The organism is Cognatiluteimonas sedimenti (assembly GCF_022808325.1).
In the GTDB taxonomy this organism is placed as follows: Bacteria; Pseudomonadota; Gammaproteobacteria; order Xanthomonadales; family Xanthomonadaceae; genus Cognatiluteimonas; species Cognatiluteimonas sedimenti.
The window spans coordinates 484,583-497,147 of record NZ_JALGCL010000001.1; the positions used below are offsets into that span (position 1 = coordinate 484,583).

A 12,565-nucleotide genomic window follows, 5' to 3' on the forward strand; every position below is an offset into this window, starting at 1 on the left:
GCCTAGCTCCTGGGACCGTAGCGCAGCGGCGGCTGGCGCCTGCGCACCACCTGGTACGGACGCCAGAGGTAGCTGATCGGAATGCTCCAGATGTGCACCAGCCGCGTGAACGGTGCGACCAGGATGAGGGTCAGGCCCAGCAGCACGTGCGCCTTGTAGACCCAGTGCACGCCGGCGATGAACTCCGCCGCGCCGCCGCGGAAGGTGACGATGTGCTGCGCCCAGCTGCCCAGCAGCATCATCACGCTGCCATCCAGGTGGTTGGTGGACTGCACGATCGTGTAGAAGCCAAGCAGCAGCTGAGCCAGCAGCAGCACCAGCACCACGGTATCGGCCGGGGTGCCGGTGGCACGCACGCGCGGGTTGAACAGACGCCTCCACAGCAGCATCACCAGCCCCACCAGGCAGACGCCGCCGAACACCCCGCCCGCCCACATCGCGAGCAACTGCTTCTGCGGCGCGGTGATGAGGGCGCTGTAGACCGAGTGTGGCGTCAGCAGGCCGACAAGGTGGCCGCCCAGGATCGCCAGGATGCCGACGTGGAACAGGTTGCTGGCAATGCGCATGCCGCGGCTGGACAGCAGCTGGCTCGAGCCCGTGCGCCAGGTGTACATGGCGCGGTCGTAACGCAGCCAGCTGCCGGTGAACAGCACCGCCAGCGCGACATACGGATAGACCTGGAAGGCGAACAGGTTGAAGGAATGGTTCATGACCGTGCCTCGCGAATGTCACCGGGGCGCGCATGCTGCGGGCCCTTCGGCGAACAGTTCTCATCCGGTGCCTGGTTGCCGAAGCGCACCGCCTCCTCTTCCCACAGCGCATCGATCGCCTCGGCGGTGTCGTCCCGCGGCTCCTCGCTCGCGCGGCGGCGCAGCGCGCCCAGTTCGAGCTCGCCCTCCGCATGCTCGACCAGCAGTTCGAACAGCAGCGCATGCGGACTGCCGCGTTCGGCGGCGCGAGCCGCCAGCAGTCCCACGATGTGGCTGACATGGTGCAACCAGTCGCGGGCCTCGGCCTGGGGCCGCTGCGAAAGGTACTCGAGCAACAATGGCAGGTAGTCCGGCAACTCGCGGGCCGCCAGCTCGAAACCGTGCTTGCGGTAGGCCTCGATCAGGTCGACCATCGCCTGGCCGCGGTCGCGCGACTCGCCGTGGATGTGCTCGAACAGCAGCATGCTCATCGAGCGACCGCGGTCGAACAGGCTGAGCCATCCGTCCTGGGCCACGAGCGGGTCCGTGTCGAGCAGCCGCTGCACGAACTCGACCAGCGCGCGCCGACGCGGCGGCGGAAGCCCGGGGTCGTCGGCGGCGGCCAGCAGTTCGTCGCCATGCTCCCAGATCTCGTCGCGCGGGTAATCGAGCAGCACGCCGAGCAGCTTGAGCAGGCTCACGGCACGACCTCTTCGTGTTCCTTCTCCTGCCGCGGGGGCGGCACGGCATAGCTGGTGATGCGACGCGCACCGAACAGGTCCGCAGGGCTGTCGCCGCTGCAGCCGTTGCCGAAGGTGAAGCCGCAGCCGCCGCGCTCGCCGTAGGCATCGTTGGCATATTCGCGGTGCGCGGTCGGGATGACGAAGCGATCCTCGTAGTTGGCGATGGCAAGGTAGCGGTACATGTCCTCGGCCTGGGCGGGTGTCAGGCCGGCCTGTTCGAGCACCTTCGTGTCCTCGACGCCGTCGACGTTCCTGGCCCGGCGCCAGGCGCGCATCGCCATCATCCGCTCCAGCGCGCGCACCACCGGCGCCTCGTCGCCGGCGGTCAGCATGTTGGCCAGGTAGCGCACCGGGATGCGCAGCGAGGCGATATCCGGCAGTTCCCCGGACATGCCGACGTGGCCGCGTTCGGCCGCCGACTGGATCGGCGACAGTGGCGGCACGTACCAGACCATCGGCAGGGTGCGGTATTCCGGATGCAACGGCAGCGCCAGCTTCCAGTCGATCGCCAGCTTGTACACCGGCGACGCCCTGGCCGCTTCCAGCCAGTTGTCGGGGATGCCCTCCTTGCGCGCGGCCTCGATCACCGCGGGGTCGAACGGGTCCAGGAAGATGTCCAGGTGGGCCTGGTACAGGTCCTTCTCGGCCGGGACCGACGCCGCGTGCTGGATGCGGTCGGCGTCGTACAGCATCACGCCGAGGTAGCGGATGCGCCCGACGCAGGTTTCCGAGCACACGGTGGGCTCGCCCATCTCGATGCGCGGGTAGCAGAAGATGCACTTCTCCGACTTGCCGCTCTTCCAGTTGTAGTAGATCTTCTTGTACGGGCACGCCGACACGCACATGCGCCAGCCGCGGCATTTGTCCTGGTCGATCAGGACGATGCCGTCCTCCTCGCGCTTGTAGATGGCGCCGGAGGGGCACGCCGAAACGCACGCGGGGTTCAGGCAGTGCTCGCACAGGCGCGGCAGGTACATCATGAAGGTCTTCTCGAACGCGCCGTAGATCTCCTTCTGCACGCCGTTGAAGTTGACGTCCCGGGAACGCTTCTCGAACTCGCTGCCGAGGATCTCCTCCCAGTTCGGGCCCCAGTGGATCTTCTGCATCCGCTGGCCGGTGATGCGCGAGCGCGGCCTGGCGGTCGGCTGGTGCTTGACGTCGGGCGCCTCGTGCAGGTGCTGGTAGTCGTAGTCGAACGGCTCGTAGTAGTCGTCGATCTGCGGCAGGTCGGGGTTGGCGAAGATCTTGGCCAGCATCCGCCAGCGCCCGCCCGCGCGCGGCACCAGCTTGCCGCCACGCGTGCGTACCCAGCCACCGTTCCACTTGTCCTGGTTCTCCCATTCCTTGGGGTAGCCGATACCCGGCTTGGTCTCGACGTTGTTGAACCATGCGTACTCGACGCCCTCGCGCGAGGTCCACACGTTCTTGCAGGTGATCGAGCAGGTGTGGCAGCCGATGCACTTGTCCAGGTTCAGGACCATCGCGATTTGCGCGCGTACTTTCATCACCCGATCTCCTCGGCGGCCATGGCCGGCGCTTCGCCGTCGAGCCAGTCGATCATCTTCATCTTCCGCACGATCACGAACTCGTCGCGGTTGGTGCCGCAGGTGCCGTAGTAGTTGAAGCCGTAGGACAGTTGCGCGTAGCCACCGATCATGTGCGTCGGCTTGAGTACCACGCGGGTGACCGAGTTGTGGATGCCACCGCGCGTGCCCGTGATTTCCGAGCCCGGGATGTTGATGATGCGTTCCTGGGCGTGGTACATCATCGCCATCCCCGGCATCACCCGCTGGCTGACCACCGCACGCGCGGTGATCGCGCCGTTGACGTTGAACAGCTCGATCCAGTCGTTGTCGACGATGTCCGCCGCCCGCGCGTCGTCCTCGCTGATCCACACGATCGGGCCACCGCGCGACAGCGTCTGCATGATCAGGTTGTCGCTGTAGGTACTGTGGATGCCCCACTTCTGGTGCGGGGTGATCCAGTTGAGCACGATCTCCTTGTTTCCGTTGCCGCGCTGGGCGAGCAGCGGCTTGACGGTCTTGGTATCGACGGGCGGCCGGTAGCCCATGAAGCCTTCGCCGAAGGCCACCATCCACTCGTGGTCCTGGTAGAACTGCTGGCGCCCGGTCAGCGTGCGCCACGGGATCAACTCGTGGACGTTGGTGTAGCCGGCGTTGTAGCTGACGTGGTCGTCTTCCAGCCCCGACCATATCGGCGACGAGATGATCTTGCGCGGCTGCGCGACGATGTCGCGGAAGCGGATCGCCTCGTGCTCCTTGCCCTTGGCCAGGTGGGTGTGGTCGCGGCCGGTGAAACCACCCAGGGATTGCCAGGCCTTGACCGCGACGTGGCCATTGGTCTCCGGCGCCAGGTGCAGCACCACCTCGCAGGCATCGATCGCCGATTCCACCTGCGGACGCCCCTTGCTGATCCCCTCGTCGCGCACCGCGTGGTTGAGCTTGCCCAGGAACTCGACTTCCTCCCGGGTATCCCACTGCATGCCCTTGCCGCCGTTGCCGAGCTTCTCGAGCAGCGGTCCCAGCGAGGTGAACTTCTTGTAGAGGTTCGGGTAGTCGCGCTCGACCACGGCGATCGACGGCATGGTCCTGCCCGGGATCGGTTCGCACTCGCCCTTCTTCCAGTCGCGCACGTCGAACGGCATCGCCAGTTCGCCCGGGGTGTCGTGCAGCGTCGGCACCAGCACGACGTCCTGCTCCACGCCCAGCACGCCGGGCGCCATCTCGCTGACCGCGTGCGCGATGCCCTTGAAGATGTCCCAGTCGCTGCGCGACTCCCAGGCCGGGTCCACCGCCTTGGTCAGCGGGTGGATGAACGGATGCATGTCCGAGGTGTTGAGGTCGTTCTTCTCGTACCAGGTCGCGGTCGGCAGCACCACGTCCGAATACAGCGCGGTGGTGCACATGCGGAAGTCGAGGGTGACCAGCAGGTCGAGCTTGCCTTCCGGCGCCTGCTCGCGCCATTTGATCTCCTCGGGCTTGACTTCGCCCATCTCGCCCAGGTCCTTGCCCTGCAGGCCGTGCCGGGTGCCGAGCATGTGCCGCATCATGTACTCGTGGCCCTTGCCCGAGGATCCGAGAAGGTTGGAGCGCCACACGAACATCGCGCGCGGGAAGTTCTGCGGGGAGTCCGGATCGGCGAAAGCGAAATCCAGCTCGCCCGACTTCAACTTGTCGACCACGTAGTCCGCGGGCGCCTGGCCGGATTGCGCGGCATCGCGCGCCACCTGCAGCGGATTGCGGTCGAGCTGCGGCGCGCACGGCAGCCAGCCCATGCGCACCGCGCGCAGGTTGAGGTCGGCGATGGAACCGGAGTACTTCTTCGGGTCGGCCAGCGGCGACAGCAGTTCCTCGACCTTGAGCTTCTCGTAGCGCCACTGGTCGGTGTTGAAGTAGTAGTACGAGGTGCCGTTCATCTGCCGCGGCGGGCGGCTCCAGTCGAGCGCGAAGGTCAGCGGGATCCAGCCAGTCTGCGGGCGCAGTTTCTCCTGGCCGACGTAATGCGCCCAGCCGCCTCCGGTCTGGCCGACGCAGCCGCACATGACCAGCATGTTGATCAGGCCGCGGTAGTTCATGTCGTTGTGGAACCAGTGGTTCATGCCGGCGCCGACTATGATCATGCTGCGGCCATGGGTCTTGTCGGCGGTGCGCGCGAATTCGCGGGCGATCTCGATCACGTCCTCGCGCGGCACCCCGGTGATCGTTTCCTGCCAGGCCGGCGTGCCCGGAATGTTGTCGTCGAAGCTGGCGGCGACGTTGCCGCCGCCGAAGCCGCGGTCCACGCCGTACTGCGCCAGCAGCAGGTCATAGACGGTCGCGACCGCCCACTCCCTGCCGTCGGCCAGGGTGAGCCTGCGCACCGGGACATTGCGCTCGAGCACCTCGTCGAACCGGGAGGCGGTCCAATGCTCGTGCTCGATGCCGCCGAAGTACGGGAAGCTGACCGCTTCGACGCCTTCGTTGAAGCCCTCTAAGCTCAGGCGCAGGCGGGTGTCGCGGCCGGCGCTGTCCTTTTCCTCGATGTTCCACTTGCCCTTCTCGCCCCAGCGAAACCCTACCGAGCCGCCGGGAACGACGAGCCCGCCGCTGTTCTCGTCGTAGGCGAGCGTCTTCCACTCCGGGTTGTTGTCCTCGCCGAGGCCGCCGAGGTCGCTGGCACGCAGGAACCGCTCCGGCACCAGGCGGCCATCGGCGCGCCGGTCCAGCCGCACCAGCAGCGGCATGTCGGAGTATTGCCGGCAGTAGTCGGTGAAGTACTGCGACGGCCGGTCGACATGGAATTCCTTCAGGATCACATGGCCGAAGGCGAACGCCAGCGCCGCGTCCGTGCCCTGTTTGGGATGCAGCCAGTGATCGGTGTGCTTGGCCAACTCGGAGTAGTCCGGGCAGATACCCACGGTCTTGGTGCCGTTGTAGCGCGCTTCGGTGAAGAAATGCGCGTCGGGCGTGCGCGTCTGCGGGACGTTGGAACCCCACGCGATGATGTAACGGCTGTTGTACCAGTCCGCCGATTCGGGCACGTCGGTCTGTTCGCCCCAGACCTGCGGCGACGACGGCGGCAGGTCGCAGTACCAGTCGTAGAACGACAGGCAGGCGCCGCCGAGCAGCGACAGGTAGCGCGCGCCTGCGGCGTAGGAAATCATCGACATCGCCGGGATCGGCGAGAAGCCGATCACCCGGTCCGGGCCGTACTGCTTGACCGTGTACAGGTTGGACGCGGCGATGATCTCGTTGGCCTCGTCCCAGCGCACGCGGGCGAAGCCGCCCATGCCGCGCCGGGTCTTGTACTCGCGCGCCTTGTCCGGGTCCTCGACGATGCTGGCCCAGGCCTCGACCGGGGACATGCTCTTGCGTGCCTGCCGCCACATCCGCAGCAGCGCACCCCGGACCAGCGGGTACTTCAGGCGGTTGGCGCTGTACAGGTACCAGGAATAGCTGGCGCCGCGCGGACAGCCGCGCGGCTCATGGTTGGGCAGGTCCGGGCGCGTGCGCGGGTAGTCGGTCTGCTGCGTTTCCCAGGTGACCAGGCCATTCTTGACGTAGATCTTCCAGCTGCACGAGCCGGTGCAGTTCACGCCGTGCGTGGAGCGAACGATCTTGTCGTATTGCCAGCGCGCACGGTAGCCGTCTTCCCAGCGCCGGTCCTCGCTGCGGGTGGTGCCGTGGCCGTCGGCGAAAGTCGTCCTTTCGCGCTTGAAGAACTGCAGCCGGTCGAGGAAATAGCTCATCTGGACGTCCTCATGGAAGCTACGAGGCGAACAGGCACTGGCGATGCCGGGTTCGCGGAAACCACAGCAGGTCCAACCATAGCAAACGTCAGGATGGCGCCTCCGCGCCACGCCTGTAATACCACCACCACGTGATTGCGATGCAGGTCGCGTAGAACGCGACGAAGCCGTACAGCGCCATCTCCGGGCCGCCGGTCAGCGCAATCGACGAGCCGTAGCTCTTGGGGATGAAGAAGCCGCCATAGGCCGCCACCGCGGAGGAGAAACCGATCACCGCCGCCGATTCGATGCCGGCCTGGCGCGCGCTCGCAGCCCGTTGCGCTTCGCCCGCGTCCGGCCCCAACTCGCGCTCGCGCATGGTGCGGAAGATGACCGGGATCATCCGGAAAGTCGACGCATTGCCGATCCCGGTGAGCACGAACAGCAGCATGAACATCGCCAGGAAGCCGATGAAGCTGCCTTCCGACCCGCTACCTGGCAGGAAATGCAGGACTCCGAACACGGCCGCCACCATCAGCACGAACACCCAGAACGTGAGCATCGCGCCACCCGCCTTGTCGGCCAGCCAGCCACCCAACGGCCGCGCCAGCGCGCCCACCAATGGCCCGAGGAAGGCATAGCCCAGCGCATCCACCGCCGGGAACTGGGTCTTGATCAGCATCGGGAATCCGGCCGAGTAGCCGATGAAGCTGCCAAACGTGCCGGTGTATAGCCAGCACATGAGCCAGTTGTGCTTGCGCCGGAAGATCACCGACTGTTCGGCGAAGCTCGAGCGCGCACTGGCGATATCGTGCATGCCGAACCAGGCGGCGATGGCGCATGCGACCAGGAACGGAACCCAGACGAATCCCGCGTTCTGCAGGTACAGCACGCCGCCATCGACCATCTGCTGCGGCGCGCCGGCGATCGCGCCGAAAATGCCGACGGTGATCGCCAGCGGGATCACGAACTGCGCCGCGGACACGCCGAGGTTGCCCAGTCCCGCGTTCATGCCCAGCGCATAACCCTGACGCGACTTGGGGAAGAAGAACGAGATGTTGGACATGGACGAGGCGAAGTTGCCGCCTCCCAACCCGCACAGGAACGCGATCATCGCGAACTGCCAGAACGGCGTGGCAGGGTCCTGCACCGCCAACCCGAGCCACAGCGCCGGCACCAGTAGCAGGGCGGTCGAGATCGCGGTCCAGCGGCGCCCGCCGAAGATCGGGACCATGAACGAATAGAAGATGCGCAGGGTTGCACCCGATAGCCCCGGCAACGCGGCCAGCCAGAACAACTGGTCGGTGGTGAAGCCGAAGCCGACCTTGGGCAGGCTCACGATGACGGCCGAGAACACCATCCAGATCGCGAATGCCAGCAACAGGGCCGGGATCGAAATGGCGAGGTTGCGGTTGGCGATCCTGCGCCCGTGTTGCTCCCAGAACCCGGGATCCTCGGGGCGCCAGTCGTCGAGGATGCGCGGACTGCCTGGGGGCCGTGGCCCGGTCGTGACCGTCATGCCGCATCTCCGTGCAATCCTGGAAGAACGCGAACCGGCGCTGGCATGGCCAGGCGGACCATCGTCACAGAATAGGCGCGATCGCCGCGGCAGGCGTTGACCTGCGTCAATCCCGGGCGATGGTCCTCGGGAGCCTGCGCCCGCTCAGCCGGCCGGTAATGCCCGGCGGCGCGGGCCGCGCGCCTGCAGGCTGTCGCGCACGTCCACCTCGAAGCGCAGCGACAGGCTGGCATCGCCAGGCAACGGCAATTCGAACGCCAGCGCCTCCCGGCAAGGCAGTCGCAGCACATAGTCGGCCACGGCCGCCCGCGGCAGGCGCAGCGCCCAGCCATCCGCCACGGGGCCAAGCAGCGGGAGCGGTGCCGGATGCAGGGCAAGAGACTGCGCGAAAATCCGCTCCGGCGCGAACATGGTGGAATTGAGAATCGTTTCGCCCGCCAGCAGGCGCGCGAGTTCCGCTTCGTCGATGCGCAGCCTCATGCTCTGGCCATGGATTTGCAGTTTCATGGACGTGCGATCCCTCCCCGGCTGCAATCCTGCTGCCTCAACGGGTGCCGGTCACACCGGACTGCACCGGCAGCATCCAGTACACCAGCGACAGGTTGGCCGTCGCGACCGCGGCGAGCAACCGTTCGGCCTCGCCCTTCGGAGCCACGAACACGACCTCCATCGGCAATTCGCCCGCGAGCTCGTAGAAATGCGCTTCGTGCAGCCTGTGGTGGCGGCCAAACCCGGCAACCGCGCGGAACGCCGAACCTCCCGGCATGCCGAGCCGCGATGCTTCCCGCAGCAGCCACTGATAAAGGGGTTGCCCGGCATGCTGCTGGGTTTCGAGCACGAAGAACTTCAAGTAGACGCCGTCGTCCATGGTTACGCCCTCAGCAGTCGCAAGGTGGCGAACCCGAGCACCGTGGCCAGCAGCGATCCACCCAGGTGCAGGCCGATGTGCGCCATCGCCCAGGCGTATTGCTGGCGCGCCAGCAGGCCCACGGCCTCCGCCGAGAACGTGGAGAACGTGGTCAGGCCACCGAGCAAGCCGGTCACGATCAGCAACCGCAGCTCGGGCGGCACGCCCTCGTTGAGCGCGAACCAGCCCAGCGCCAGCCCGATCAGGTAGCCGCCGACAAGGTTGGCCACGAGCGTGCCGAGCGGCAGTTGCGGCAGCGTTGCATTGAGCCAGTGGCCCAGGCCCCAGCGCGCCCAGGCGCCGATCGCGGCGCCAGCGCCGACGGCGACGAAACCGCCCATGTCTGCATTCCCGTTCATCCGGCAATCATCACTCCTGGGTGCCGTCGCCGCCAGTCGCGCCCCGCGCCTGCTCGCGCGCCGCGCGCAGCGCGTCCAGCTTCTGCTTGAGCTTCAGCTCCAGGCCGCGCTCGACCGGTCGGTAGTAGACGCGCTCGCCGAGCGCTTCCGGGAATCCGGTCTGCGCCAGCGCGATCCCGCCTTCGGCGTCGTGGTCGTAGCGGTAGTTGCTGCCATAACCCAGCTGTTTCATCAGCCGCGTCGGGGCATTGCGCAGGTGCAGCGGTACCTCCTGGGTACCGTGCTCCCCGACGTCGGCGCGGGCGGCGTTGAAGGCCCTGTAGGCGGCATTGGACTTGGCCGTGCTGGCCAGGTAGATCACCACCTGCGCCAGCGCCAGGTCGCCTTCGGGGCTGCCGAGGCGATCGTAGGCATCCCAGGCTTCGGTTGCCATCTGCAGCGCGCGCGGATCTGCCAGGCCGATGTCCTCGACCGCCATCCGCGTCAGTCGCCGCGCCAGGTAGACCGGATCCACGCCGCCATCGAGCATGCGCGCGAACCAGTACAGCGCCGCGTCGGGATTGGAGCTGCGGATCGACTTGTGCAAGGCCGAGATCTGGTCGTAGAACTGCTCGCCTCCCTTGTCGAAGCGGCGGCTGCGGTCGGCCAGGACCTGCGCCAGCGTCGCGTCGGTGATCGTGCCGCCGCGGCGCGTGCCGCCCTCCCCTGCTCCGTCTTCGACCAGCCCGGCCGCGATCTCCAGCAGGGTCAGGCCGCGGCGCACGTCGCCGTCGGCGGCCTGCGCGATCAGCGCGAGCTGCGCGCCCCCGACCTGCAATCCGCGGCCACCCAGGCCGCGTTCGTCGTCATCCAGGGCCTGCCGCAGCGCGAGCACGATGTCGTCCACCGACAGCGCCTCCATCACGTGCACGCGGCAACGCGACAGCAGCGCGGAATTGAGCTCGAACGACGGATTCTCGGTGGTCGCGCCGACGAACAGGATGCTGCCGTGCTCGATGTGCGGCAGGAAGGCGTCCTGCTGCGCCTTGTTGAAGCGATGCACCTCGTCGACGAACAGCACCGTGCGGCGACCCTGCGCGAAGCGTGCGCCGGCTTCGGCCAGCACCTGGCGGACCTCCGGCAGCCCCGACAGGACCGCGGAAATGGCGCGGAACTCGGCGTCGGAGTATTTCGCCAGCAGCAGCGCCAGCGTGGTCTTGCCGCAGCCAGGCGGCCCCCACAGGACCATCGAATGCACGCGGCCGGATTCGATCGCGCGCCGCAACGCCGAGCCGGGCGCCAACAGCCGGCGTTGGCCGACCATTTCGTCCAGCGTGCGCGGACGCATGCGCTCGGCCAGCGGCCGCAGCGCATCGTTGTCGACACTCAGCAGGTCGGATTCGACCGGGGGCGGGTTGCTGCGCCGTGCCACGGCATGGGGATCCCTTGCGGATGCGGCGACACGATAGCAAGAGCGCGCCCGCACGGCGCGCTTTGGTCAGCGGCGGGCGACGGCCCGGTCGAGGGTGGCCTCGCGGTTGGCGCTGGCGCCAAGCTCGTAACGCACGTGCAGCCACTGGCCGCTGCGCGGGTCGTACAGTGCCTGCACCCCGGCCGCAGCGCGACCTTCGGCACCGAAATCCGCGACCCCGTTCGCCTGCAACTGCTGGTAGTGGCCGCCGGCGGGCGACACCTGTACATCATCCAGCGCAAACCGCACCGCTTGCCCGGCGAACTCGCGGTCCAGGCGCCGGTCGACTTCGTTTTCCAGCTGTCGCGCCACGCGTGCATCGGTGGCCAGGGATTGCCCGGGCTCGCTCGTGCCCAGCACCAGCGACGGATAGTCGACGCTCGACGATTGGGTGTCGTACAGCGCGGCGAAGCGGAAGGGGATCCACTCCGCATCCTCGCCGATCAGCAAGCGGCCGTTGCCGCGGACATCGCGCTGCACCAGGCCGGCGGGCGCGACTTCAACCTTGTCGAGCTTCACCTCGACTCCGGCCATGTCGAATTCACTTGAGACCGCGCCGATCAGCGACGCTGCGATCGCGGCATCGATGGCCCGTTCGCCTTCCATGCGCGACTGCGGCGTGGCGTCCAGCGCCTTGGCGGCGATCGCCTGCTGCGCCTGTCCGGGCGACGGCGCCGCAGTGGCGACCAGGGCGGCGCCGGCAAGCAGGACCAGCGACAGGAACACGGTGCGACGCATGCGATCTTCCTCGGCGCCAGGCTCGAGGGTGGCGCGTGGACGTCACCTTGCCCGCGCAACCGTGGAGAGGTCGTGAGGCGAAGGACGGCTGCATGAACAGGAGCGCAACCGAGCCGTCGCCGGCACAAAAAACGGCAGGCGCGGGCCTGCCGTTTTTCCTGGATACGCGGGCCGCCCGTTCCGGGCGGCTGGTGCGATCATCCCTCTCCGACCACGTCCACGCCCTTGGGCGGCGTGAACTTGAAGGTCGTAGCGGAGAACGCCGGGTTGCGCTGCCAGCCAGTGAACGTGATCCGGGTCTTCTGCCCGAGCGCATCGACGACCTGCATCGTCGCCAGTCCCTGTTGACCGAAGCCCAGGCGCGCGGACTGGAAGCCCGCCTCGTCGCCCTTCCGCGGCTTCAGCGCGAGCCATTCCAGGCCGTCGGCGCTGCCGTCCTCGGTGATGAGGTAATCGCGATCCAGCCGCGACGGATCGATCAGTGCCGCCAGCGGACTGTTCTGCTCCTCCGCGCCCTGCGGGCGCCGCGTGACCTGCTCCAGGTCGGGGTCATAGACCCAGACGCGCTTGCCGTCGGCGACGATCAACTGTTCGTAGGGCTTGGCGTATTCCCAGCGGAACAACCGCGGCGCGGCCAGCGCCACGCGGCCGCTCGAGGTTTCCTTGAGCTTGCCGTTGGCGTCGTACACCTGCTGCGAGAACTGGCCATCGAGCCCCTTGAGGCCCTTGGTGAACGCCGACAGGTCGTCGCGCGCGCCAGCGATGGCGCTGGTGGCTGCGACCGCGGTGGCGAGGGTGGCGACCAGCAGCCCGGCGGCACGCCGGGACGGACGGGGGTTGCGCATGTGCGATCTCCGGAATCGGTTGCCGAGGAGTCTGCGGCGAACTAGCTGAATACGACCTCACGAACCGCGGCCCGCGAGCCCCGGTTCA

Annotated in this window: 11 protein-coding genes; all 11 read right to left on the reverse strand. The window is 67.5% G+C overall.

The window, feature by feature from the left end; all coding sequences use genetic code 11:
• Positions 1 to 2 precede the first annotated feature (2 nt).
• Positions 3 to 710 carry a respiratory nitrate reductase subunit gamma gene (gene narI, locus MQC88_RS02370; RefSeq protein ID WP_243318885.1) on the reverse strand — a complete coding sequence of 236 codons (708 nt, stop codon included), beginning with the start codon at positions 708 to 710 and terminating at the stop codon, positions 3 to 5.
• A complete protein-coding gene (gene narJ / locus MQC88_RS02375; protein ID WP_243318887.1) occupies positions 707 to 1,390 on the reverse strand; it encodes a nitrate reductase molybdenum cofactor assembly chaperone in 684 nt (227 codons plus the stop codon). Before narJ ends, narI begins: the two co-directional genes overlap by 4 nt.
• Positions 1,387 to 2,937 carry a nitrate reductase subunit beta gene (gene narH / locus MQC88_RS02380; RefSeq protein WP_243318888.1) on the reverse strand — a complete coding sequence of 517 codons (1,551 nt, stop codon included), beginning with the start codon at positions 2,935 to 2,937 and terminating at the stop codon, positions 1,387 to 1,389. Before narH ends, narJ begins: the two co-directional genes overlap by 4 nt.
• Positions 2,937 to 6,680, reverse strand: a complete 3,744-nt coding sequence (locus MQC88_RS02385; RefSeq protein ID WP_243318890.1) for a nitrate reductase subunit alpha — start codon at positions 6,678 to 6,680, stop codon at positions 2,937 to 2,939. Before MQC88_RS02385 ends, narH begins: the two co-directional genes overlap by 1 nt.
• 88 nt (positions 6,681 to 6,768) lie before the next feature.
• Entirely contained in the window at positions 6,769 to 8,178 is a 1,410-nt protein-coding gene (locus MQC88_RS02390; protein WP_243318892.1) for a NarK family nitrate/nitrite MFS transporter, read from the reverse strand.
• Between the two features lie 144 nt (positions 8,179 to 8,322).
• A complete protein-coding gene (locus MQC88_RS02395; RefSeq protein ID WP_243318894.1) occupies positions 8,323 to 8,712 on the reverse strand; it encodes a hypothetical protein in 390 nt (129 codons plus the stop codon).
• Positions 8,713 to 8,722: 10 nt separating this feature from the next.
• Positions 8,723 to 9,046, reverse strand: coding sequence for a DUF190 domain-containing protein (locus MQC88_RS02400; protein ID WP_243318896.1), 324 nt, complete (start codon positions 9,044 to 9,046; stop codon positions 8,723 to 8,725).
• A 2-nt stretch (positions 9,047 to 9,048) separates the two neighbouring features.
• Positions 9,049 to 9,444, reverse strand: a complete 396-nt coding sequence (gene crcB / locus MQC88_RS02405) for a fluoride efflux transporter CrcB (protein ID WP_243318898.1) — start codon at positions 9,442 to 9,444, stop codon at positions 9,049 to 9,051.
• Positions 9,445 to 9,454: 10 nt separating this feature from the next.
• On the reverse strand, positions 9,455 to 10,855 hold the full coding sequence (locus MQC88_RS02410; protein WP_315857056.1) for a replication-associated recombination protein A: 1,401 nt from the start codon (positions 10,853 to 10,855) through the stop codon (positions 9,455 to 9,457).
• A 66-nt stretch (positions 10,856 to 10,921) separates the two neighbouring features.
• Entirely contained in the window at positions 10,922 to 11,632 is a 711-nt protein-coding gene (locus MQC88_RS02415) for a hypothetical protein (protein WP_243318899.1), read from the reverse strand.
• A gap of 197 nt (positions 11,633 to 11,829) precedes the next feature.
• The gene (lolA, locus tag MQC88_RS02420; protein ID WP_243318901.1) at positions 11,830 to 12,477 is read right to left on the reverse strand and encodes an outer membrane lipoprotein periplasmic chaperone LolA; all 648 of its coding nucleotides are present in this window, start codon (positions 12,475 to 12,477) and stop codon (positions 11,830 to 11,832) included.
• Positions 12,478 to 12,565 lie beyond the last annotated feature (88 nt).

Bases quoted from the DNA above. Each gene is read 5' to 3' on its own strand.
- narI (WP_243318885.1), bottom strand. From the start codon at position 710: ATGAACCATTCCTTCAACCTGTTCGCCTTCCAGGTCTATCCGTATGTC.
- narH (WP_243318888.1), bottom strand. From the start codon at position 2,937: ATGAAAGTACGCGCGCAAATCGCGATGGTCCTGAACCTGGACAAGTGC.
- MQC88_RS02385 (WP_243318890.1), bottom strand. From the start codon at position 6,680: ATGAGCTATTTCCTCGACCGGCTGCAGTTCTTCAAGCGCGAAAGGACG.
- MQC88_RS02390 (WP_243318892.1), bottom strand. From the start codon at position 8,178: ATGACGGTCACGACCGGGCCACGGCCCCCAGGCAGTCCGCGCATCCTC.
- MQC88_RS02400 (WP_243318896.1), bottom strand. From the start codon at position 9,046: ATGGACGACGGCGTCTACTTGAAGTTCTTCGTGCTCGAAACCCAGCAG.
- crcB (WP_243318898.1), bottom strand. From the start codon at position 9,444: ATGAACGGGAATGCAGACATGGGCGGTTTCGTCGCCGTCGGCGCTGGC.
- MQC88_RS02415 (WP_243318899.1), bottom strand. From the start codon at position 11,632: ATGCGTCGCACCGTGTTCCTGTCGCTGGTCCTGCTTGCCGGCGCCGCC.
- lolA (WP_243318901.1), bottom strand. From the start codon at position 12,477: ATGCGCAACCCCCGTCCGTCCCGGCGTGCCGCCGGGCTGCTGGTCGCC.